This window comes from Thermocrinis jamiesonii (genome assembly GCF_000702425.1).
In the GTDB taxonomy this organism is placed as follows: Bacteria; Aquificota; Aquificia; order Aquificales; family Aquificaceae; genus Thermocrinis; species Thermocrinis jamiesonii.
The window spans coordinates 13,197-35,759 of record NZ_JNIE01000002.1 but is presented as its reverse complement, the minus strand read 5'-3'; the positions used below and the strand labels follow the sequence as shown (position 1 = coordinate 35,759).

The 22,563-nt window shown below is 41.3% G+C and carries 25 protein-coding genes, 1 pseudogene and 1 CRISPR repeat array; of the genes and pseudogenes, 20 read left to right on the top strand and 6 right to left on the bottom strand.

Annotation, left to right across the window (positions count from 1 at the left end; genetic code table 11):
- Nucleotides 1–11: 11 nt before the first annotated feature.
- Together K217_RS07875 and K217_RS07870 are read left to right on the top strand one after the other, a co-directional pair.
- Nucleotides 12–854, top strand: a pseudogene (locus K217_RS07875) (ABC transporter transmembrane domain-containing protein); the annotation flags it as partial.
- 150 nt (nt 855–1,004) lie between these two features.
- Nucleotides 1,005–1,685, top strand: a complete 681-nt coding sequence (locus K217_RS07870; RefSeq protein ID WP_425477609.1) for an ATP-binding cassette domain-containing protein — start codon at nt 1,005–1,007, stop codon at nt 1,683–1,685.
- On the opposite strand, the gene K217_RS0100260 is transcribed toward K217_RS07870, so the two are convergent.
- Nucleotides 1,665–2,840, bottom strand: coding sequence for a class I SAM-dependent rRNA methyltransferase (locus tag K217_RS0100260; RefSeq protein ID WP_029551134.1), 1,176 nt, complete (start codon nt 2,838–2,840; stop codon nt 1,665–1,667). The two genes, K217_RS07870 and K217_RS0100260, sit on opposite strands and share 21 nt — an antisense overlap.
- Nucleotides 2,841–3,116: 276 nt before the next feature.
- Here K217_RS0100260 and K217_RS0100255 point away from each other — a divergent pair, with 276 nt between their 5' ends.
- The 9 genes from K217_RS0100255 (at nt 3,117) to K217_RS0100220 (ending at nt 10,452) form a co-directional block, all read left to right on the top strand.
- Nucleotides 3,117–4,094, top strand: a complete 978-nt coding sequence (locus tag K217_RS0100255; protein ID WP_029551133.1) for a 3-dehydroquinate synthase II — start codon at nt 3,117–3,119, stop codon at nt 4,092–4,094.
- Nucleotides 4,084–4,395: a glycosyltransferase family 2 protein gene (locus K217_RS07810; protein ID WP_231476959.1), complete on the top strand. Its 312-nt coding sequence runs from the start codon at nt 4,084–4,086 to the stop codon at nt 4,393–4,395. Before K217_RS0100255 ends, K217_RS07810 begins: the two co-directional genes overlap by 11 nt.
- A 96-nt stretch (nt 4,396–4,491) precedes the next feature.
- Nucleotides 4,492–4,929 carry a hypothetical protein gene (locus K217_RS07805; RefSeq protein WP_231476958.1) on the top strand — a complete coding sequence of 146 codons (438 nt, stop codon included), beginning with the start codon at nt 4,492–4,494 and terminating at the stop codon, nt 4,927–4,929.
- Nucleotides 4,930–4,953: 24 nt separating this feature from the next.
- Nucleotides 4,954–5,538, top strand: a complete 585-nt coding sequence (locus tag K217_RS0100245; protein ID WP_029551132.1) for a nicotinamidase — start codon at nt 4,954–4,956, stop codon at nt 5,536–5,538.
- 68 nt (nt 5,539–5,606) lie between these two features.
- Nucleotides 5,607–6,038 carry an Hsp20/alpha crystallin family protein gene (locus K217_RS0100240; RefSeq protein ID WP_029551131.1) on the top strand — a complete coding sequence of 144 codons (432 nt, stop codon included), beginning with the start codon at nt 5,607–5,609 and terminating at the stop codon, nt 6,036–6,038.
- Between the two features lie 58 nt (nt 6,039–6,096).
- Nucleotides 6,097–6,279 (top strand): hypothetical protein, encoded by a 183-nt coding sequence (locus K217_RS0100235; protein WP_029551130.1) that lies wholly within the window; start codon nt 6,097–6,099, stop codon nt 6,277–6,279.
- 69 nt (nt 6,280–6,348) lie between these two features.
- Nucleotides 6,349–7,152 (top strand): thiazole synthase, encoded by an 804-nt coding sequence (locus tag K217_RS0100230; protein WP_029551129.1) that lies wholly within the window; start codon nt 6,349–6,351, stop codon nt 7,150–7,152.
- A complete protein-coding gene (gene hemG, locus K217_RS0100225; protein WP_029551128.1) occupies nt 7,149–8,438 on the top strand; it encodes a protoporphyrinogen oxidase in 1,290 nt (429 codons plus the stop codon). The genes K217_RS0100230 and hemG overlap by 4 nt, the downstream gene beginning before the upstream one ends.
- A 31-nt stretch (nt 8,439–8,469) precedes the next feature.
- Entirely contained in the window at nt 8,470–10,452 is a 1,983-nt protein-coding gene (locus tag K217_RS0100220; protein ID WP_029551127.1) for an LPS-assembly protein LptD, read from the top strand.
- On the opposite strand, the gene rpe is transcribed toward K217_RS0100220, so the two are convergent.
- Both rpe and K217_RS0100210 read right to left on the bottom strand, forming a co-directional pair.
- Nucleotides 10,430–11,098, bottom strand: a complete 669-nt coding sequence (gene rpe, locus K217_RS0100215; RefSeq protein WP_029551126.1) for a ribulose-phosphate 3-epimerase — start codon at nt 11,096–11,098, stop codon at nt 10,430–10,432. The two genes, K217_RS0100220 and rpe, sit on opposite strands and share 23 nt — an antisense overlap.
- Nucleotides 11,095–12,396 (bottom strand): homoserine dehydrogenase, encoded by a 1,302-nt coding sequence (locus K217_RS0100210; RefSeq protein WP_029551125.1) that lies wholly within the window; start codon nt 12,394–12,396, stop codon nt 11,095–11,097. Before K217_RS0100210 ends, rpe begins: the two co-directional genes overlap by 4 nt.
- Before the next feature lie 36 nt (nt 12,397–12,432).
- Here K217_RS0100210 and K217_RS0100205 point away from each other — a divergent pair, with 36 nt between their 5' ends.
- The 3 genes from K217_RS0100205 to K217_RS0100195 are packed head-to-tail and all read left to right on the top strand — an operon-like array spanning nt 12,433 to nt 14,001.
- Nucleotides 12,433–12,753 carry a thioredoxin family protein gene (locus K217_RS0100205; protein WP_029551124.1) on the top strand — a complete coding sequence of 107 codons (321 nt, stop codon included), beginning with the start codon at nt 12,433–12,435 and terminating at the stop codon, nt 12,751–12,753.
- Nucleotides 12,750–13,253 (top strand): HIT family protein, encoded by a 504-nt coding sequence (locus K217_RS0100200; RefSeq protein WP_029551123.1) that lies wholly within the window; start codon nt 12,750–12,752, stop codon nt 13,251–13,253. Before K217_RS0100205 ends, K217_RS0100200 begins: the two co-directional genes overlap by 4 nt.
- Entirely contained in the window at nt 13,243–14,001 is a 759-nt protein-coding gene (locus K217_RS0100195) for an ABC transporter ATP-binding protein (RefSeq protein ID WP_029551122.1), read from the top strand. Before K217_RS0100200 ends, K217_RS0100195 begins: the two co-directional genes overlap by 11 nt.
- Here the strand turns inward: K217_RS0100195 and leuA are convergent.
- Nucleotides 13,998–15,560, bottom strand: a complete 1,563-nt coding sequence (gene leuA, locus K217_RS0100190) for a 2-isopropylmalate synthase (protein WP_029551121.1) — start codon at nt 15,558–15,560, stop codon at nt 13,998–14,000. The two genes, K217_RS0100195 and leuA, sit on opposite strands and share 4 nt — an antisense overlap.
- 76 nt (nt 15,561–15,636) lie before the next feature.
- On the opposite strand from leuA, the gene trpD reads away from it, so the two are divergent.
- The 3 genes from trpD (at nt 15,637) to K217_RS0100175 (ending at nt 18,638) form a co-directional block, all read left to right on the top strand.
- The gene (gene trpD / locus K217_RS0100185; RefSeq protein ID WP_029551120.1) at nt 15,637–16,650 is read left to right on the top strand and encodes an anthranilate phosphoribosyltransferase; all 1,014 of its coding nucleotides are present in this window, start codon (nt 15,637–15,639) and stop codon (nt 16,648–16,650) included.
- Nucleotides 16,650–17,387, top strand: a complete 738-nt coding sequence (locus K217_RS0100180) for a menaquinone biosynthesis protein (RefSeq protein WP_029551119.1) — start codon at nt 16,650–16,652, stop codon at nt 17,385–17,387. Before trpD ends, K217_RS0100180 begins: the two co-directional genes overlap by 1 nt.
- A 369-nt stretch (nt 17,388–17,756) precedes the next feature.
- A CRISPR array of direct repeats spans nt 17,757–18,051; the repeat unit is 29 nt; unit sequence GTTCCTAATCTACCGTGTGGAGTTGAAAG.
- Nucleotides 18,052–18,098: 47 nt separating this feature from the next.
- Nucleotides 18,099–18,638, top strand: coding sequence for a tetratricopeptide repeat protein (locus tag K217_RS0100175; RefSeq protein ID WP_029551118.1), 540 nt, complete (start codon nt 18,099–18,101; stop codon nt 18,636–18,638).
- Here K217_RS0100175 and K217_RS0100170 read toward each other — a convergent pair.
- Nucleotides 18,622–19,605 (bottom strand): hypothetical protein, encoded by a 984-nt coding sequence (locus K217_RS0100170; RefSeq protein WP_029551117.1) that lies wholly within the window; start codon nt 19,603–19,605, stop codon nt 18,622–18,624. The genes K217_RS0100175 and K217_RS0100170 overlap by 17 nt on opposite strands.
- Complete coding sequence (locus K217_RS0100165; protein WP_029551116.1) at nt 19,574–20,515, bottom strand: dihydroorotate dehydrogenase; 942 nt, start codon at nt 20,513–20,515, stop codon at nt 19,574–19,576. Before K217_RS0100165 ends, K217_RS0100170 begins: the two co-directional genes overlap by 32 nt.
- A 20-nt stretch (nt 20,516–20,535) precedes the next feature.
- Here K217_RS0100165 and asd point away from each other — a divergent pair, with 20 nt between their 5' ends.
- The 3 genes from asd to hisIE are packed head-to-tail and all read left to right on the top strand — an operon-like array spanning nt 20,536 to nt 22,556.
- Nucleotides 20,536–21,528 (top strand): aspartate-semialdehyde dehydrogenase, encoded by a 993-nt coding sequence (gene asd, locus K217_RS0100160; protein ID WP_029551115.1) that lies wholly within the window; start codon nt 20,536–20,538, stop codon nt 21,526–21,528.
- Complete coding sequence (locus K217_RS0100155; RefSeq protein WP_029551114.1) at nt 21,515–21,931, top strand: M67 family metallopeptidase; 417 nt, start codon at nt 21,515–21,517, stop codon at nt 21,929–21,931. Before asd ends, K217_RS0100155 begins: the two co-directional genes overlap by 14 nt.
- On the top strand, nt 21,891–22,556 hold the full coding sequence (gene hisIE / locus K217_RS0100150; protein WP_052177993.1) for a bifunctional phosphoribosyl-AMP cyclohydrolase/phosphoribosyl-ATP diphosphatase HisIE: 666 nt from the start codon (nt 21,891–21,893) through the stop codon (nt 22,554–22,556). Before K217_RS0100155 ends, hisIE begins: the two co-directional genes overlap by 41 nt.
- Nucleotides 22,557–22,563: the final 7 nt, after the last annotated feature.

Sequence of the window (22,563 nt, the reverse complement as noted above, 5' to 3'; positions counted from 1 at the left end):
AAACTTTTTTGATGGAAAGTTTTCTTTGGATTTTAAAACGTTTAAAAGCCCACTATTTCTTTGTGTTTCTTTCTCTGCTGGGAATGTTATTAGAATCCTTAAGCACTTCTGGAATAAGCTTGTTGGTGAAAGGTTTGGTAGATAACGGGATGCTCCTTAAAGACTGGCACAGTCTTTTGCTCACCACATCCCTACTGTTTGCTCTTGCTGTAATTCAACAGCTTGGAAACTTTTTAGTTTCCTATTATACAAACGCCTACGCAGAGAGAGAAATAAAGGATTTAAGGGAGAAAATATTCTCAAAGTTTTTGAAATCCTCCTTTCTTTCCGCAAAAGCATACTCCATGGGAGAATACACAACCAGGGTTTTATCAGACCTGAAGATATACAGAGACCTCTTAGTCTCTTCTTTGGTGAAGTTAGCAAGAGACCCCATCACCGCTGTTTTACTCTTTGGTGTGCTCCTTTACAGAGACTGGCAACTGACTACAGCACTTTTACTGCTTTTTCCTTTCTTGGCTCTTTCCGTAAGATACTTTGGAAAGAAAAAAGGAAAACATCTAAGGAGAGTTCAAGAATCACAAGAGCAGTTGATAACCAAGATAGGAGATGTATTCAGAGGTTATGAGAGTATAAGAACCTTTCCTGCAAAGGATCTACTTTTTGGATGGTTCAAAGCAATAAACCAAAAGATTTACAGTGCAAGTATGAAGACTACGCTTTACACTTCTCTAAACTCTGTGTTTAACTACAGTACTGGATATTTGGTAATAACCTTTTTACTCTTTTACGGTGGTCTTAGGGTGCTTGAGGGAGTTCTTTCCTTAGGCGAGTTTATGTCTTACGTTACAGCGTTGGTGTTTATACAAAAGCCAATAATTGAAAGTCAAAAGGGCGTGGTGGAAATTAGGGCAAGTTTGCCGGTGGTGGGTAGAATAAGGGAACTTCTTAACCTTGAAGAGGAAAAGGAAGGAGGTATAGAATTCGTAGGCTTAAAAGAAGGCATAAGAGTAGAAGGGCTAAGTGTGGTAGTCAATGGTAAAACTTTGTTAGAGGGAGTTAGCTTTTCTATAAAAAAAGGAGAAAAAGTAGCAATCATGGGTAGCACAGGAAGTGGAAAGAGCACACTTCTCAGAGCTTTGTGTGGCTTTATGCCATACAAGGGGAAAATACTTTACGATAACTTGGACCTCAAAGAGCTTGATCTGTCCTCTTTGCGGTCCAAAATAGGCTATCTAACTCAAGAAAGCTTTATACTGTCTGGAACGATCAGAGAAAACTTGCTTATAGCCAAGCCGGGCGCTAAGGATGAGGAGCTTTGGAAGGCGCTTCAGTTGTCTGTATGTGATTTTGTCAAAAGCCTTGAAGAGGAAGTAGATGAAGAAAACAGACTTTTGTCAGGTGGAGAAGCTCAAAGGCTTGCGTTAGCGAGGATTTTCCTTAAAGAACCCGAGATATTGCTTTTGGATGAAGCGACTTCTGCCTTAGATGCAAACACAGAAAATACAGTGCTAAAAAACCTCTTTGAAAGCTTTCCAGAAAGCGTTTTCATAGTAGTGGCCCATCGCTTTTCCAATATTCTGGCGTGTGATAGGGCTATTCTTCTCAAGGATGGCCGGGTAGTCTTTGATGGAGATCCAAAGGAAGCGATAGAAATCTTCTTATCAGAACACCTGCAAGTATAAGCCTTTTAGGTAAAGTGTATTGGGCATTTGGAGTATCCAAGGATGATCCAAATCCTGAAAGCTTTCTCCTACAACCCTTACAAGCCTTTTAACGTCCATTGCAGCATCTAAGATAACCTCAAGAAGATGTTCTCTGGTAACATGAAAAGAGCAAGAATATATAGCAAGATATCCACCTGGTTTTACGAGCTTTAAACCTCTAACGCAGAGCTCTTTGTAACCTCTTAGGGCATTTTCTACATGGGCTTTAGTTCTTGCAAAGGACGGTGGATCTATGACTATCACATCAAACTTGCTTCCTTCCTTAGCTAATTTTCTCAGGAAATGGAAGGCATTGCTTTCAACCCACTCAATACCTTCCAAACCATTAAGCTCCGCATTCTTCTTTCCAATGTTTAAAGCTCTTTCTGACATATCTACTGCTACAACCTTTTTTGCTCCTTTTTTGATCATACTAAGGGCAAACCCTCCCGTATGGCAAAAAGCATCTAAGCACACATCCCCCGGCTTTACCAAATCTCTTATCATCTTCCTTGCCTTTCTTTGGTCCAAGTAAAAACCAGTTTTCTGACCTTTTAATACATCCACGTAAAACTCTAAGTCCTCTTCCCAGATCTTTATAAGTTCTGGGACCGCTCCATATAAAGTTTTTTCCTCCTCTTCAAAACCTTCTATATTCATAGCGTAATTGCTTACCTTCTGATATATGCCCTTTGGTTTTAAAAGTTCAACCAAAGACTCCACCACCCAGTTTTTTAGCTTAGTCATGCCATAAGTGGTTATTTCCACAACCACATACTGGTCAAACACATCCACAATAAGCCCCGGTAGCATGTCCGCTTCAGAATGAACCAACCTATATGCGTTACTGTTTATGTTCAAGCTCTTTCTGTACTCAAGGGCAGACAGGATCCTTTGTTTTATCAGATCTTTGTTTATCTCTTCCTTTTCGTCGAAAGAGAGCAGTCTAACAGCTATTTTCGTGTTAGGGTTAATGTAACCGTATCCTAAAAATCTCTTCTTAACATCCAAAACCTTTACAAAGTCCCCAGGTTTTGGCTTCCCTTTAATCTCTAATATCTCTGCGTTGTAAACCCACGGGAAAAACGCCCTTATCTTTTCTTTAGCACTATCTTTTACCTTTACCTCTATCATTAGTATTTTTGCTGGATATAGGATGCATTTCAGAGATTGAGCTTAATAAATATTATACACTTACACATTGGTGAAGGTTATAGCCTGACAGTCATAAGCCTTTGCATGTGCTATGACAAAATTTGTAAGAGTTTCAAGTATTTCTTTCCTTAACTGCTTTATCTTCCTCTCAAGGGCTGAGACTTCAAAGTTTAGTCTATTAGCATAACCTTCCCAAGAACAAGGGATTTTTCAAACAGCTTCAAAAAAATCTTTGTGTTTTATAATTTCCTTGTTATGAAAGAATTTTGGTATTGGGTAGAGGAATACGACAGAGGACTAATAGCGAGCGCCATAGAAGCAGGAGCAAGGGCTATAGTGCTAAACGATCAAGGTAAAGAAGAAGAAGTAAAAAAGCTCGGTAAGGTTTCTATTTTAAGACAGGGGATAGATTTTGAATATGTGCTTATAAAGGGCAAAGAGGATGAAGAAATGGCAGCAAAATATCCACCAAACGTTAAGGTAGTTGTAGAGACCACCGACTGGACTATCATACCCTTAGAAAATCTCATAGCCCAAAGGGAAGAGCTATACGCAGTAGTAAAAAACGAGGAAGAGGCAAAAACAGCCATAAAAATATTAGAAAAGGGGGTAAAAGGTATAGTTCTAAAGAGTAAGGACATAAACACCATAAAGAAGGTTGGAAAGGTTTTGGAGGAAGAGGAAGAAAACCTTCCGTTTGTGGTGGTTAGAATATCAAAGATCCTTCCCTTAGGCTTGGGCGACAGAGTCTGCGTGGATACAACCTCTATACTAAGTAGAGGGGAAGGTATGTTGGTAGGAAACTCCTCCGGTGGCATGTTTTTGGTGCATGCAGAAACAGAAGAGAACCCTTACGTAGCTTCAAGACCATTTAGAGTAAATGCGGGAGCGGTACATATGTATATAAGGACCCCCAACAACAAAACCAAGTATCTGTGCGAGCTAAAGGCAGGGGACGAAGTTATGGTATATGATCACAAAGGAAGGGGAAGGGTAGTTTATGTAGGAAGGGCTAAGGTGGAAAGAAGACCTATGCTTTTGGTTGAGGGCAGATGGGAAAATAAAAAAGTGAGTGCAGTGCTTCAGAATGCAGAAACTATAAGACTTACCAAGCCAGACGGAAATCCTATATCTGTGGCGGAGCTTAAGGAAGGGGATGAAGTTTTGGGATATGTGGAGGAGGCAGGAAGACACTTTGGTATAAAGGTTGAGGAAACAATAATTGAAAAATGATCTTGCTTCTATCATAATCCCCGTCTATAACGGAGAGAGATATATAAGCCAAGCCATAGAAAGCGCTTTATCTCAGACCTATCCCTACAAGGAAATAATCGTAGTAGATGATGCAAGCACAGACCGCACGCCTCAGGTAGTAAAAAGCTATCCAGTTATTTATTACAGAAACGAAAAGAATATGGAAAGGGCATACTCAAGAAACAAAGGAGTGGAGCTTTCTAAAGGTGAGTATTTGTTCTTTTTAGACTACGACGACCTTTGGGAGAAGGACTATGTAGAGTCATCTGTAGAGTTCTAAAAAAAACACGATGTAGTCTATAGTTTTCCCAGAACATTCGTTGATAGCTCGGGTAATGTTAAAAGAGTCTCAAAGAAAAAAATTCCAGGAGATAGCTTGATTTTACTTTTTTCTGGAATGATGGGCTATCCTTCCGCCACTGCCTTCAGGCGGTCTGCCTTTTTAGGATACAAGCACGAATACCTAATGAGGGAAGACTGGGAAATACTACTGAGGGCTTACATAAATGGTCTGAGCATTCACTTTTTGGACAACAAGAGAGTTTTAATTAGAGAACATCCAAAAAGAACGAGTAGAAGTAAAACCTTTCTAAACGCAACCTACAAGGTCTATATAGATTACAAAGATAAAGTGCCAGAAAAGTATCTTCCTTACTTTCTCTTTCACATAGGGGAAACTGCCCTGAGGTTTGGAGAACTAAAGGAAGGCTGGCTTTTGGTGTTAAATTCCATTTACAAAAAACCGTCTATGTTGTTAGACTCAAGAAAAATCCTCAGCATCCTAAAAAGGGGTTTCAGATTTTGGAAGAGATAAATTTAAAGGTAAGGAGGTATGATCATGAAAGTAAAATTGACAAAATTTGATGCTCTCATAGTAGTGGATGTGCAAAAGGATTTTATGCCTGGTGGCGCATTGCCCGTGCCAGAAGGAGACAAAGTGGTAAAACCTTTAAATCAATACATAGAACTTTTTTCAGAAAAAGGACTGCCTGTGTTTTTCACCAGAGATTGGCATCCAAAAGATCATATATCCTTTAAAGGACACGGTGGTGTATGGCCTCCTCACTGTGTGCAAGATACAGAAGGAGCTCAGTTTCATCCAGACCTCATCATACCATCGGATAACAAGTTCATAATATCAAAAGGAACGAGTAGGGACTTTGACGCTTACTCAGGCTTTCAGGGAACAACCCTTGACAGCCTGCTGAAAGAAAGAGGGATAAGGAGAATATTCGTAGGTGGAGTAGCTACAGATTATTGCGTTAAAAATACTGTTCTTGGTGGTATAAACTTAGGATACTTTGCATTCCTACTCTTAGACGCTATAAAAGGAGTAGATGTAAAGCCAGGAGACTCGGAAAAAGCAATAGAAGAAATGTTAAATGCAGGTGCGGTTTGTTTGACTTATCAGGAACTTGAATAATCCCCTTGACTTTTTATAAAAATACGCTAAATTTAATTTATATAAAACCTATTAAGGAGGTGAAGGCTATGAGGAGAGGACTTTTAGTTTGGCGTCCTTTTGAAGAACTTGAAAGAATAAGAAGGGAGTTTGATAGGTTTATGGAGGAGTTCTTCAAGGAAGAGTCTGTTGAAAGGGTCTTTGCACCTGCCTTGGATGTTTATGAGACAGATACGGAAATAGTCGTTAAAGCAGAATTGCCAGGTGTGAAGAAGGAGGATGTGGAAGTACTCGTAAGAGACAACAATCTGATCATCAGAGGAGAAAAGAAGGAAGAGAGGGAAGAAAAGACTGAGACTATCCACAGGGTTGAAAGGGTGTATGGAAAGTTTGAAAGGGTTATAGGGTTGCCAACAGATATAAAGCTGGATGAGGTAAAGGGAGAGTTCAAGGATGGTGTCTTGGAAATAAGACTTCCTAAAGAAAAGTCATCCAGAGAGAAAAAGATAGAAATAACCTAACATACTTTGCCCCCTAAGCGGGGGCTTTCAGAGTGTAGTTTGTAATATTTTTATCCTTATGAAGAAGTTATTGCTTAGTATCTTTGGGATCTTAGGCATTTCCTTAAGTGGCGCTCCCATAAAAGAGGGACAGCAGGCATACAACTTCAAGCTTTACTCTGATCAAGGGAAACTGGTCCGGCTTTCTGACTATAAAGGAAAGGAGCATACGACAAAGCAAGAAAAAGAAGAACAGGAATAACTGACCACTAAAAGCAAAAGACCTTTTAAACTTATTGGCATAATTTTATTATCCTACAGGAGGTTTTTTATGCTTGACTGGGAAAAACTTTTAGAGGATGATTACCTTGAGATAGCAGGTAGGCGCTTTAGGTCCAGATTAATCATTGGGTCTGGAAAGTTCAAGAGCTTTCAGGAAAATAAGGAGGTTTTGGAGGCAAGTGGTGCGGAGATGATTACCGTTGCGGTCAGAAGGGTAAATATAACTGATCCCAATAAAGAAAACCTCTTAGACTACATAGATCCCAAAAAATACCTCATCCTTCCCAACACCGCAGGATGCTATACCGCAGAAGAAGCCATAAAAACTGCCATGCTTGCCCGGGAAGCTACGGGCATAAACTGGATAAAGCTTGAGGTAATAGGAGATCAGAAAACTTTATTGCCAGATATGGAAGAAACCTATAAGGCGGCAAAGTTCCTTGTAAAGGAGGGCTTTGTGGTCCTTCCTTACATCTTTGATGACCCTGTCTATGCTAAAAAGTTTGAAGATATTGGATGTGCTGCAGTTATGCCCTTGGCTGCACCTATAGGTTCAGGACTTGGACTGCAAAATCCATACAATTTGATCTTTATAAAGGAAGCGGTATCTGTTCCTGTTATAGTGGATGCTGGCATAGGTAGTGCGGCGGATATAGTGCCTGTAATGGAGCTTGGGGTAGATGGCATACTTACCAACACAGCTTTGGCGGAAGCCAAGGACCCTATAAAGATGGCAGTCGCTATGAAATACGCTACCATTGCAGGCAGACTCTCTTACCTTGCTGGGAGGATGCCAAAGAGGACTTATGCGGTTCCCTCTTCTCCACTGAAAGGTGTTCCTTACAAATCATGATAGATGTTGCGGTAGTTGGTTCGGGTATATCCGGGCTTTCGGTAGCATTCCGCCTGCAAAAGGCAGGTGTAAAGGTAAAAGTTTTTGAAAAGGAAGACAGAGTAGGTGGCAATATACAAACAAAAAACATTGACGGATATCTTTGTGAACTCGGACCTCAAACCATCTTAGCAGACAAAAAAGTTGAAGAGTTTTTAGCTTTAGCAGACGTAAAACCCCTTTATGCCAAAGATGAAGCAAAGATAAGGTATATATACAAAAAGGGAAAGCTCATACCACTGCCCCTTTCACCAATAAGCTTTTTAACCTCGCCTCTCCTTTCTTTGTCTGGTAAATTAAAAGTCTTGAGAGAACCTTTTGTGTCTAAATCAATAAAGAGCGAAGAAACTATAGCGGAGTTTGTAAAAAGGCGGTTAGGTCAGGAGTTCCTTGACTACATAGTGGAGCCCTTTGTAAGCGGTGTTTATGCGGGAGATGTAAGACAGCTTTCGGTAAAGTATGCGGTAAGAAGGGTCTATGAACTGGAACAGCAATTTGGAAGCCTTATAAAGGGAGCTATAAAGCTAAAAGCCCTTGGACCTGTGGGTAGGTTGATCTCTTTTGAGGGAGGAAACTGGAGCTTTCCCAAAAGACTTTCTGAAGCTTTGGATGTGGATTTAGAAAACGTAGTGCTGAGAATAAGAAAAAAGGACGATAGGTTCATTTTGGATACAAAAAACGGAAAGTTTGAGGCAAAAGCTGTGGTAGTCTCTGCGCCAGCTACATCTGCAAGCTATCTTTTGAGAGACCTTTCTTGGAGTGCTGCTCAGGAGTTTGACAAAATATACTACGCCCCAGTGGTTGTAGTTCATATATCCACAAAAGACTCCATACCACCCGGTTTTGGCTTTTTGATCCCACGCAAAGAGAAAAAAAGAATGCTTGGCGTTCTTTTTTCATCCAACATATTTTCAGGAAGAAAAGGAAACCTCTTAACCGTTTATCTTGGAGGTGCCACAGATCCACAGATCATAGAAGAGGAGGAAGAGACAATATCTAAGACAGTAGAAAGGGAGTTAAAGGAAATCCTAAGTATTGATGCAAACATCCTTAACATTACCAAATGGAAAAGAGGAATTCCCCAATACAACTTAGGTTATGGTAAATATTACGAGCTTGCTCAGACAATGGAAAAAGAAAATCCGGGACTGTTTTTAACTGGAAATTATCTAAGCGGTGTATCGGTGGCAGATTGTATAAGAAACTCTGAGGTAGTCTCTCAGAAAGTTTTGGAATTCTTAAGATAACTATTTTCACGTATAATAAAACAAAAACGCTATGCTGATAGTCTATCTTATTCTCTTCTTAATAAAGATAGTTTATAGCTTGGAAATATTTTCCAACCACCTTGAACGCCAGCCCGATGGATGGATACAGGCAAAGGAAGAGGTAGAAGTATATCACGAAAGGTACTACATAAAGGCAGACACTATAAGATACAACCCCGAAACAAAGGAAGTTATAGCGGAAGGTAATGTTTATGTAAGGTCTTTGGACGGTAGGCTTGAAGTAGTAGGCTCTTATGCATACCTAAGCTTAGAAAAGGAGGAAGGATACTACTTAAATGCACAGGGAAAGTTTGAAAAGTTTTACTTTCAAGCAATTAGATTGGAAAAAAGTGGGGAGTTATACACCGTTGAGGAGGGACAGATCACCACATGTCCCCCCGATAGAAAGGAGATGGTCCTTTGCTTTTCAAAGGCAAAAATAGACCAAAAGTATGTGTTTTCAACCAACAACTCTTTGAGACTTTTTAGAGTTCCCTTTGCCTATCTGCCCCTTTTTTTCTATCCCGTAGGAGAACGTAGGTCTGGTCTTTTAGCGCCAACGATAGGTTTCAATTCTTACAACAACCTAATATACCAACAGCCCATCTATTGGGCTATATCAAGGGACAAGGACGCTACTTTGACGATTGACCTGCGAGACAAACAGGCTAAGGGTTTTTCTTTAGAATACAGACAAGCCTTTTTTAAGGAAAATGACCTTAGGCTAAACATATCCTATTACATAGAACCTGAACCACCGGGTAAATGGTGGGAAGGGAGGGATCCAAGCACTTTCAGAAAAAACAGGTATCGCTTTAAGTTTGATTTAGACCTCCAGGACTTTAAAGCGGGTTTGGACACGATCTCAGACCCATACTTTTTGGAAGACACATATTTGCAAAAAACCGAAAGAACAATACCATACCTTACATCCTACATCAATTACAGCAAAGAGTTTGACAGATTTTTCTTGAGCTTTAGTGCAAAGCACTTTTATGACACCACCTCTTCAAACAACAAACGCACCTTACATAGACTACCAGAGGTAAGTATCTATTGGAAATCCCAACAGATAGTGGGAAGCGTATTCTTAGGTGGTCTTCTTTCATACACAAACTTTTATAGAGAAGTTGGTCTGAGAGGACAAAGGGTTTTATTTTTCCCAGAAATTTCCATACCAAAAGAAATATTCGGCAAAGTGTTTTATTCTAAGATTGTATTTGAAAACCTATATTACTTTGGCTTAAACCAAAGGGGATACAAAAATAGTATAAACAGTATTCATTTTTCCGAAAACCTGTCCTTTTCCTCGGACCTTCAAAAGGGAGAGCTTAACCTAAGGAACTCCTTCAACCTAAGTTATAGCTTTAGGCCAAAAGATTTTAACAATCCAAACTTTGATAACTTAGACAAACTAAACAGAAAAAACCAAATTGATGCAACAGCGACCACCTCCTTGAGCTATGCGGGTAGAGAGTTTTTAGGACTTTACCTTAGCACTGGCTATAACTACCTTAACAGCTACACCTATGCGGGATCCACCGTAAAGAGAAGAGTAATACCTCTTAGGGCGGTTCTGTCTTTAAAGCCTTTTGAAGGTTTAAGCTTTAGCACAGACAACCTCTACGATGTGGAAGGCGGTTCCCTTTTACAAACTTTTGGCAGTGTAAGCCTTGGATACAAACGAACAACTCTTACTTTGGGACAAATACTGTCAAGAAACTTTTCTGGGCAGAGGCTTTTGGACCAAACTACTCTGAGCCTAAACACAGCCTACAGGTCAGCAGTTTTTAGCTTTTCTCTAACGAGGGACAACAGAATAAAGAAGGATTTAACCAGACAAGCGAGCATTGACTACAGAGGTGCATGCTGGAGCTTTGGACTGCTTGCAAGGGATAATTACGATGGAACAAAGGGGAAGTATATAAAAGAGTTATACCTTACCTTTAATGTCTTTGATTTGCGAAGACTTACAGTGCCTCTAAGGAGATAAGAATGTTTTTTAGCTTTCTTGTTTGAGCTTCCACGTCTTCTGAAGAAAAGATGGCAGAACCTACCACTATTATGTCCGCTCCAGCCTCTGCCACCTGCCTTATGTTGTCTTCCTTTATCCCACCGTCTATTTCTACAAGCACCTTTGGATTTATCTCCAAGACCATAGCCTTTAGCATTCTTAACCTTTCTATGGACCTTGGTATAAATTTCTGTCCTCCAAAGCCCGGATTTACTGACATCAAAAGCACGAAATCCACATAGTGCAGAACTTCTTCTAAGAGTTTAAGGGATGTGGCTGGGTTTATAACCACCCCTGCCTTTGCACCCAAGCTCTTTATTAGCTCAAGGCTTCTGTGAATGTGATAGTTGTTCTCTATGTGTATGCTTATCATATCTGCGCCTGCCTTTACAAAGTCCGGAATATACTTATCCACGTTCTCTATCATTAGGTGGGCATCCAAGGGTATGGAGCAGTGCTTTTTTATGCTCTCAAGCACCACAGGTCCAAAGGTTATGTTTGGCACAAAGTGTCCGTCCATCACGTCAAAGTGCAGTATGTCCGCACCACCTCTTATACAAGCGGATATCTGCTCTCCAAGTCTGTAAAAATCGGCCGAAAGAATAGAGGGAGCCAACAGCTTCAATAGGCTTCCTCCTCCACTCTTATAATAGTGGGGCTTCCTTCCACAACTGGAAGCTTTTGGATATCGCCAACTGCCCTTTGCATGTCCATTTCATAAGCTTTGTGGGTAAGTATAACCAAAGGCACAATGGGCTGACCTTCTCTGCCTGCTGCCTTACAGACCTTTTCCTTTTGAAGGACAGAGGCTATGCTGATGTTATACTCTGCCAAAACGTGGGCGATTTTTGCTAACACCCCAGGTTTGTCAGGAACGTCAAACCTAAGATAATATCTACTATAGAAGTTTTTATTGATCCTTAGCGGTTCCTCACTTTCCCACGTATGCTTGGGAGGGATACAGTAGTTTATGCTCTTTGCAATATCCACTATGTCGGAAACCACTGCCGATGCGGTAGGTTTTGAGCCAGCTCCCCTTCCGTAGAACATGGTCTTACCTACAAAATCCCCCTCTACCAAAACTGCGTTATAGACATCTGAGACCTTAGCTAACGGGTTGTCAGTAGGTATAAAGGTAGGATGAACTCTAAGTTCTACTTCCGAATCCATCCTCTTTGCTATGGCCAAAAGCTTTAGCGTGTATCCCAATTCCTTTCCAAGTTCCACATCCAAAAGGTCAACCTTTCTTATACCTTCTACGTATATTTCATTAAAGGGAAAGTGCTTTCCAAAGCCTACATAAGCTAAAAGGCTTAGCTTGTGCGCAGAGTCCCAACCGTCTATGTCCAAAGAAGGGTCTGCTTCTGCGTATCCGAGCCTTTTTGCCATATCAAGGGCCTTTTCAAAGCTAATGTCTTCTTCTAACATTTTGGTAAGTATATAGTTTGTGGTGCCATTCAGTATTCCGTAAATATTTTGCACTCTGTTCCCAACCAAGCCCTCCCTTAGGGCTTTTATGATCGGTATTCCTCCACCCACAGAAGCTTCAAAGCCTAAGAGGACTCCCTTCTCCTTTGCCTTATGGAATATCTCATATCCTTCTTCTGCAAGCAGGTGTTTATTTGCAGTCACTACGTGCTTACCCCTTTCTATAGCCTCCAGTATTAGCTTCTTTGCAAAGTCTTTACCGCCTACCAGCTCTACCACGATTTGGGAGTTTTCTAAGACTTCCCTGTAGTCTGTAGTTCTTAGGTGTTCTGGCACGTTATACTCTCTTGGTCTGCTCCAATCTTTGTCTGCTACTTTGCTTATTACGATCTCAAGCCCCGTCTTCTCTTTTATTACCTTAGCGTTTTCCAACAATAAAGCGACCGTGCCTGTGCCCACTACACCGCATCCAACTATACCAACACTAACTTTCACAAGCTTGATATTTTATAATAAATTCGGAGGTGTGAAATGTTTGAAGAACTAACAGACAAAGATATATACGACAAGGCTATATCTGCAGAGAAACCTGCGGTGGTAGTGTTCTACAAGCCAGGAAATGAAAAAAATCAGGAAGTTTTCCAACTGCTGTCAAAGTTTCAGGCGATATACGGAGATAAGGTAAATTTCTTTAGCATGAATGCAGAGGAAAACACAACTCCCGAGGACCTTGGCATATTTTACTTCCCCACAGTTCTATACTTTAGGGACACGATGGAGTTGGAACGGCACGATTACACGCCTACAGAGGAGGAAGTAGATAAAGCAATAAGGAGGCTTTTGAGGTTATGAAGCTTCTTTGGGCTCCTTGGAGAAGCGGATACGTAGAAAAGGTGGATCAATTCTCTGAGTGCTTTCTTTGTGAAGCGGTCAGACAGCCGGAAGAAAAGTTAAGGGATTATTTGGTGTTATACAGAGGGAAAAAAGCCTTTGTTATATTCAACAAGTATCCCTACAATGCGGGACATCTTATGATAGCTCCAAAGGATCACATAGGAGACTTTAGCCTTTTGGATGAGGAAACAGTGCTTGAGATCCACAAGCTAACTGTAGCTTGCATAAAGGCTTTGGAGCAAACGATCAAGCCACACGGCTTTAATCTTGGTTACAACTTGGGAAGATCTGCGGGTGCTGGGCTGGAAAGCCACATACACCTTCACATAGTCCCAAGGTGGAACGGAGACACTAACTTTATGCCTACCGTAGCCCAAACAAAGGTAATATCTCAGGATCTTTGGGAGCTTTACGATAGGATAAAGCCCCATCTTGAAAGACTGCTGAATGCTCCTTGAAGTAAAAGATCTATCTCTTAGTTATGGTTCAAAAAAAGTTTTGAAGAATGTTAGCTTTTCCTTGGAGAGGGGAGAGGTTCTCTGCATAGTGGGAGAGTCAGGTTCTGGAAAAAGTTCCATCCTGCTTTCCATCATCGGCCTTTTACCAAAGCACAGCTCAATAAGCGGAAGCATAAAACTTGAAGGCAAGGAACTAATAGGTTTGCCGGAAACAGAGTATGCAAAACTGAGAGGGAAAGATATAGGTATAGTTTTTCAGGAGCCTTCTTTGTATTTGGACCCTCTCTTTAAAGTAAAGGATCAGATAATAGAGGCATACACTACACATTTTGGGAAGGCTGGAGCGGAGGAAAGAGTGGTGGAAACTCTAAAAAAGGTAGGCGTGCAGGATGTGGAAAGGGTTATGAACTCTTATCCTCATCAGCTTTCAGGGGGCCTAAGGCAAAGGGTTTGTATAGCTATAGCCACCGTTTGCGATCCAAGTCTCATCTTAGCAGATGAACCAACAACAGCTCTGGATCTGACGGTGCAAAGAAAGATACTGGGACTTTTCACAAAGCTGAAAGACGAGGGAAAGGGCATAATCTTAGTCACTCACGATTTTGGAGTGGTGGCAGAAGTGGCAGACAGGGTGCTGGTCTTAAAGGAAGGAGAGGTGGTAGAGTCCGGCTCAGTGTGGGAAATATTTGACAATCCAAAACACGAATACACTAAAAGCCTACTGTCTGCTACCTATCTAAAGGCTTAAACCGTGCCCTCTTCTCTTACCTTTTGCCTTGAGAGTATGTAGTTTTTCCTCAAGATTGCCCTATTGACCGCATCCACAAAACCATTCACGCTTGCCTTTATAACATCCACATCCACACCCCTTCCGGAGGATTTTACTCCGTCCAATTCTATAACAAGCCTTGACTCCGCTTGAGCGTCTGTGTTGGGAGTGAGCGCTTTTATGGAAAAATCTATCAGCTTTGGCTCAATGCCAAGAGCCTTTTGTATAGCCTTTATTATAGCATCCACGGGACCGTTTCCGGTAGATGTTGCAGTCCTTTCCTCTCCCATGTAAGACAGAACTACGGTGGCTGTGGGTAAGATTTTATCTCCTGTTTGCACCTGATAGTGAAGCACTTTTACCGGTTCTTCTTCTTCCACCTTCATTACCTCCTCGTATATCAGAGCTTCAAGGTCTTCCTCATAAACTTCTTTCTTTTTGTCTGCCAACGCTTTGAATTTTTCAAAGATTCTATCTATTTCTACTTCCGAAAGTTCATAACCCATGTCTTTTAGTTTGCTCTTTAGTGCATGCCTTCCGGAGTGCTTGCCCAGAACTATACGTGTAGCTGGAAATCCTACATCCTCTGGGCTCATGATCTCATAAGTAAGTGGGTGTGAAAGCACACCATGTTGATGTATGCCAGATTCGTGGGCAAAGGCATTGTCCCCTACCACCGCTTTGTTAGGTGGCACAAAGCTTCCCGTGATCCTACACAGCAACCTGCTGGTTTTATAAAGCTCTTTGGTGTTTATGTTTGTGTATAGCTCACCAAAGAAATCTTTTCTTACCTTCAAAGCCATAACGATCTCTTCCATTGCAGCGTTGCCAGCCCTTTCTCCTATACCGTTTATTGTGCATTCTACCTGCCTTGCACCGTGTTTCACAGCCATAAGCGAGTTTGCCACAGCCATCCCGAGGTCATCATGACAATGCACGCTTACAATAGCCTTATCTATGTTAGGGACATTGTTCATTATGTCTTCAATAAGCTTTGCAAACTCTTCGGGAACTGCATATCCCACCGTATCTGGTATGTTTATCACCGTTGCGCCAGCCTTTATAGCCCTTTCAATTATTCTGTAGAGAAACTCCCTTTGGCTTCTGGTAGCGTCCTCACAAGAAAACTCCACGTCATCTGTAAAGTTTCTTGCAAAAGCAACTGCCCTGCTGGCTCTTTCTAAAACATCTTCTGGTTGCATTTTCAGTTTATACTTCATATGGATCTCAGAGGTTGCTATGAATGTGTGGATCCTTTTTCTTTCTGCTGGTTCCAAAGCTTGCGCAGCTAACTCTATATCCTTCTCCAATGCCCTTGCCAAAGAGCATATAACTGGGCCTTTTACTTCCTCTGCTATGAGTCTTACCGCTTCAAAGTCTCCTTTGGATGCTGCGGCAAAACCAGCTTCTATAACATCCACACCTAACTTGGCAAGCTGTAGTGCCATCTGTAGTTTTTCTTCAGCGGTCATAGAAAAACCGGGTGCCTGTTCGCCGTCCCTAAGCGTGGTATCAAAGATATAAACTCTGTTATTCATCCGAAACCTCCTTATACTCTAAATGATAATAATTCTCATTTGTGAAAAGTCAAGGGAAAAGTGTATAATCTAACACATGCGGGAAATTTTAAGGCGCTTATCTGAGTTTGATAACTTAAGTAAAGAGGAAATGGTTCGGGTTCTTGAGGATATCACGGAGGGTAGGGCGACAGATGCTCAGATAGGTGCTTTTTTGATGGGACTGAAGATGAAGGGAGAAACCGTAGAAGAGCTTGAGGGTGCAGCAAGTTTTTTCAGAGCTAAAGCGACAAAGGTAGAAGTGGAAGATCCAGAAAACTTGGTGGATACCTGCGGGACTGGTGGAGACCTGGCAGAAACCTTTAACGTATCCACGGTGACTGCCTTTGTTTTGGCTGGGGCAGGCATAAAGGTAGCAAAGCACGGCAATAGGTCTGTTTCCTCCAAAAGCGGAAGTGCGGACCTTTTGGAACACTTAGGAGCAAAGATAGATTTGGGTCCCCAGCAGGTGAAAAGGATGATAGAAGAGATTGGCATAGGCTTTATGTTTGCTCCCATATTCCATCCTGCCATGAAAAGGGTAGTGGGTCCAAGAAGGGAAGTAGGTATAAGGTCTGTTTTCAATCTTATAGGTCCATTGTCCAATCCGGCAGGCGCAAAGAGACAGCTCTTGGGTGTGTTTTCGGACCAGTTTGTAGAAAAGATAGCTCGGACACTTTTAAAATTGGGTGTGATCAGCGCGGTGGTGGTTCATGGCAAAGATGGGCTTGACGAAGTTTCCATATCCGCACCAACCACCATAGCAGAGGTTAAAGGAGGTGAGGTGAGCCTGTATGAATTTACCCCAGAAGATTTAGGCTTTAGGCGTTATCCACAAGATTACATAAAAGTCAAATCTGTGGAAGAGAGCGCAAAGATAGCTTTATCTGTGCTGAGTGGAGAACCCTCCCCAGCTCTTGATATGGTCCTTTTAAATGCTACCTTTGGGATTTTGATATCAGGAAAGACAGATGACAAGCGCACCGCATTAGAGATGGCAAAGGAGTCAATAAAGAGTGGTAAAGCCAAAGAGAAACTTTTCAAATTCATTGAACTTTCAAAGCAGGTTTAATGTTCAAAATCGGAAAGGTGTCCTATCTTAACACCCTACCGCTCTTTTATAAATTTAGAGATCCAAGAATTGAGCTTGTAGAAGGACACCCTTCTCAACTTGTTAGCCTACTCAGAGAAGGCAAAATCCAAGCAGGCATAGTCTCGTCCGTAGAATACCTCCTTCGCCCTGACCAATACAGGATAATACCTAATATTTCTATCTCCTCAAGGGAAAGGGCATGCTCTGTAGCCATATTTTCAACCAAACCGTTGGTAGAACTGAAAAAAGTATATTTAACTCCCGCATCTTTAACTTCTAAATACCTGTGTTTTTATGTCTTAGAAGAGATATACAAGCTAAATCCAATATACACCGAAAACAAAGAAGAGGCGGATGCCTTTTTGCTTATAGGAGATGAAGCCCTTTCTACAAAAGCACAAAAGTTATATCCATACATCTACGACTTAGCCCAAGAGTGGTTCAAAGTGCATAAGTTACCCTTTGTGTTCGCTTTGTTCTTAGTAAGGTCAGACGCTCCCCAATACTTAGACGAATTGATAGAAAACTTGGTTTCTCTCTCCTTAGAGGCATTTTACAAGGATTTAGAAGAGGGCAAAGTAGAGATAGAGGGATACTCTAAGGAAGAGCTTAAGGAATACCTTACGGAGTGCCTGAGTAACTCCTTAGGGGAAAGGGAACTTCTTTCTTTGGATATTTTCAAAAGATTTTTGGAAATAAAGGCGCTTTTGGTATAATTTTTAATAGGTCTGTGGGTCCAAAAGGGGACCCATGTTAAATTGGCAACTGAATATGGTGTGGTTTCCTTAAGGGGGTATTTCTCTAATTCTTTTAGTGATGGACTTCGGAGGGCAATAAAATTGTGGCTTTTACCACTTTCTTCTTTTTGCGTTTCATAGCTTTAAAATTGATGCCTTTATGCAAAAACATAAAGTCATAATTATGCACGATTGCTTAAAGCATTGGGAGACAAGGACTTAAATTTGACAATAACACACTCAACTTTGCACGACCTCGGATTTTCGGAAAATAACCTTCATTTGCGAGGGGTACCCCCTTGACAAAATTATTGATTTGTCTTATTTTGATTAAAGTGGTCAGTTGGGGTTCCTAATCTACCGTGTGGAGTTGAAAGTGTTTTAATGATTTGTTTGAAGTTTTTGAAAACAACATGTTCCTAATCTACCGTGTGGAGTTGAAAGCTTCCAACCACATAATTATAGCCCCTCTTGTAATTACAGGTTCCTAATCTACCGTGTGGAGTTGAAAGATGTTTATTCCCATCCTCAGAATCTCCGTGTAAAGAGTTCCTAATCTACCGTGTGGAGTTGAAAGAAATATTCCAAGGAATAACGGGGATATGCCAAAACTAGTTCCTAATCTACCGTGTGGAGTTGAAAGTCGGATATACTTGAAAAATCTATTGGTTGGTTTATACTTCTTAATTAATGGCTATCAAGTTATTGATAATAACATCACTTCTTTTCATACTATCGTGTGCAGGAAGGATAGAAGTAAATACCAAACCCCAAACCTATAGGCCACCTGGTCTGATAATAGCTTCAGAAAAAGCGGTAGAAAATGGAAAGAAACACCTCAGAAAGGGTAATTGTGGAAAAGCTATTCAAGAGTTTAACAAAGCCCTTGCTAAAAATCCTAACAACTTTGAAGCCCTATATTGGCTAGGCGTAGCAGAAGGTATGTGTGGTTATTACTCTGACGCATATAACAGACTTACTATTGCGTTAAGATACGCTCCAGACGGAACTTGGGAAGCTAGAGTAAATGCAAGCATAGGCCTTATTTTGATATTTATGGAAAAAGATGAAGAAGCAAAAATTTATTTTGATAGAGCCAAACGTATAGATCCAAGAAATGAGTTGGTAATAAAATACTCTGAAATTGAAACAAGAGGAAAAGGGAAGAAAGGAAGGGGAAAAATTAAAAAAGAAGAAGGCTTTGGCCTAATTCTTAAGTGGCTTGATTGATTTGCTCTGCGTAGTATCTACTCAGTTTAAAAAACCTTCTTGCCCTTTCCTTGTGCTCTCTCTTTAGATCTTCCGGAAGATTAGGATCATCCAGCATAAAAGATTCCACTTTGCCACGCACGTATGCCCTGTAGCATTTAAAGAAGGGTAAAAAGATATCAAACTCTGGGTCCTTACTCAGGCGCTTGTATTCCTCTTCGTAAATCTCCGTCAAATCGCTCCTTCCGTAGAAATCAAGCTCCATAGAAAGAAAACACATATCATTTAGAACATCCCCACACCGGAACCTTTCGTTAAACTCTATGCAGTCAAATATACACACTCCTTCATCCAAAAAGGCAACATGCTCAAGCCTTATGTCTCCATGTCCGTCCCTAATCCTTCCATCCTCTATCCTCTTTTCAAACAACCAAGCATAACGCTTGTAAAATTCCTCTGTCCTTTCCCTTATGAAAGTAAAATCGTCCCTTTCTATGGTTATACCCACGTATTTTTCTGTCTGAAGGAAGTTTTCATCGGTGTTAAACCTCATCACTTCCAGCCTACCAAACTCATCCCTTCTTTCTGCCCTTTGATGGAAATTCCATAGGTGTTTGGATAAAGCCTTTATCTGCTCAGCTGTTAGACTACTTAGCAGGTTTTTCATAATCCTATTTTCCGGTATCCTTCTCATCTTTACCGCATACTCCACCACCTGTCCTTCTCCTCCCAAGCTGTAGCCTTCAGCAGTTTTTACTATAGGCACAACCTCTAAATAAACCCACGGGCAGAGCCTTTTGTTTAAATCCAACTCCCTTTGGCAGTTTTCCTTTCTCTTTTCCAAAGTAGAATAATCCAAAAAACCAAAATTTACAGGCTTTTTTATCTTGTAGGCAAAGTCCTCGGTTAATATAACCCAACTGGCGTGGGTCTGCACTAAATCACCTTTTAGCAAGCTAACAAGGGCATCTATCAGCTTGTTGTCCATGATGAGCTAAACCTACAAGTTGTTCAAATCTTTCTATACCCTGCTCTTTCATGTATTGGGATATACCTTCAATTATACCCAAAGGACTAAGTGGATCAAAAAAGTTAGCGGTTCCTACTTGTATCGCACTTGCTCCAGCTAAAATATGCTCAAGGGCTGAGTTTGTGTCAAATATTCCACCTACCCCTATTATTGGAATCTCTTCTCCTAAAGCTTGATACAGCTCCCAAACCATCCTGACTGCGATGGGTAAAATGGCAGGTCCGGAAAGCCCACCCTTTACCGTAGATAGCACAGGTTTTTTTGTTCTTATGTCTATCTTCATCCCAACTATGGTGTTTATGGCTACCAGCCCGTCCGCACCGTTTTCTACACAAACCCTACCAAAAGGGACCACCTCCCCAGTGTTTGGAGATAGCTTTACAAGCACTGGCTTTTTAACTTTTCCTTTGATTCTGCTCACCAAATTACCCAAAACCTTCAGGTCGTGTCCAAAGGCAAGCCCACCTTTCTTTACGTTCGGACAAGAGACGTTCAGCTCGTAAGCGACAATCTTATTTGCACCCTCCAAAGCCATGCAAACTTCTAAGTATTCCTCTTCTGTTTCCCCAAAAACGTTAGCTATAAAGTGGGTGTTTAGCTTTTCTATTTTTGGATAGATCTTTTTCAAAAACTCTTCCACGCCGGGATTTTGAAGGCCTATGGAGTTTAGCATACCACAAGGAGTTTCCGCTATTCGGTTTGGTTCATTGCCCTGACGTGGCCTTAAGGACAAGCCCTTTGTAACTATCGCACCAAGCTTAGACACATCGTAAAGCTCCAAAGCCTCCAATCCATACCCAAAGGTCCCGGAGGCAACCCATACAGGGTTTTTAAACTCAATACCAAAAAGTTTAATGGAAAGATTCATAGGGCTTAAAATTATAAATTATGAAAGTTGCCATAGTAGGAGCTACGGGAGAAGTTGGGCGAGCCTTTTTAAAAGTCTTAGAAGAAAGAAATTTTCCGGTAGATGAACTTTATCTTTTTGCTTCCGAAAAGTCTGAGGGGGTAGAGCTAACCTTCAGAGGCGAAAAGTTCAAGGTAAGGGCACTCAACAAAGAAACCTCCTTCAAAGGCATAGACATAGCGCTTTTCTCTGCAGGTTCTGGTATAAGCAAAGAATATGCTCCAAGGTTTGTAAAGGACGGAGCGGTGGTTGTGGATAACTCATCAGCGTGGAGGTTAGATCCAGAGGTGCCATTGGTGGTGCCAGAGGTTAACCCGGAGGATGTGGAAAATCACAAAGGAATTATAGCCAATCCAAATTGCTCTACCATACAAATGGTAGTAGCTCTAAAGCCAATATACGATGCGGTGGGAATAGAAGCTATAGTGGTATCCACTTATCAATCGGTCTCCGGTGCTGGTGCAAAGGCTATAAAGGAGTTGGAAGAACAAACCAAAGCTTGGTGTGAAGGAAAAGAAATGGAAGTTAAACATCTTCCAAGAAGAATAGCCTTCAATGTGGTCCCACAAATAGACGTATTTACAGAAAACGGATACACCAAGGAAGAAATGAAGATGCTAAACGAAACAAGGAAAATACTGCATGACCAAAACATAAAGGTTAGCGCTACCACGGTAAGGGTTCCTGTCTTTTACGGACACTCGGAGGCGGTTTCTGTAAAGCTAAAGAAACCCTTAGAGCCAGCAGAAGCCATGGAGCTTTTAAGAAAGGCAAAGGGTGTGATTCTCGTAGAAGATGGCTATCCTACACCGATAGATGTAGCAGGCAAGGATGAGGTGTTTGTGGGTAGGATTAGGAAGGATTTGGTTTTTGAGCCGGGACTTTCTATGTGGATTGTTGCAGACAACATAAGAAAGGGTGCGGCAACTAACGCGGTGCAAATAGCGGAGCTTTTGATCCATGCTAAAGCTTAAAAACTCTGCCCTTCAGAAGATGATTCTCCAAGCGGAAAGGGATTACCCTTGTGAAACCTGTGGCCTTTTGCTTGGTAAATACGAAAAGGACTTAAGAATTGTTTTTGGAGCCTATGAAACACCGAATGCAAACCCAGATAGAAAAAACGACAGATACGAAATAGATCCAAAGGATTACCTGAAAGCGGAAAAAAAAGCAAGGGAGTTTGGGCTTGAAATTGTAGGTGTGTATCATTCTCATCCAGACCATCCCGACAGGCCCTCCCAGTTTGACCAAGAAAGAGCCTTTGAAGGTTTTTCTTACATAATCCTTTCCGTTAGCAAAGGAAAAGTGGTATCATACAGAAGTTGGGAGCTGATAGATGGAAGATTTAGAGAAGAACCCATTGACATATTCGGATGAGCTTTTAAAGAGCATAAAGTGGAACGCTGATGGGCTTGTGCCTGTGATAGCACAAGACTACAGGACTGGGGAAATAAGAATGTTTGCATGGGCAAATCAACTTGCTTTAATGCTAACCTTACAAACAGGCTATGCCCACTACTATTCAAGGTCAAGGAAAAGCGTGTGGAAAAAGGGGGAAAGCTCCGGAGAACTCCAAAGGATAGTTGAAATAAGGATAGACTGCGACGAAGATGTTCTTTTATATATCATCAAGCAAGAGCTGAACAAAGCTTGCCATACAGGAGAAAGAAATTGCTTTTTTAGAAACATAAAAGGGGAAAAGGTAGAAAAACCTTTGCCCTTTGAAACACTTACCAGGCTTGAGGAGGTCATAAAACAGCGCCTTTCAGAAAGACAGGAAGGTTCATACACAGTAAAACTCTTTATGGAAGGTGAAGACAGAATTCTTCAAAAATTCGGAGAAGAGGCAATAGAAGCCCTGATAGCGATAAAAAACGGAGAGCAAAAGCAAATAGCCATGGAGGTTTCAGACCTTTTGTATCATTTAACCTTGGCTTTGGTGACCAAAGGACTGGAGTGGCATCAAATTATGGAAGAGCTTGCCAGCAGGTTCAAAAAGTGATAAAATA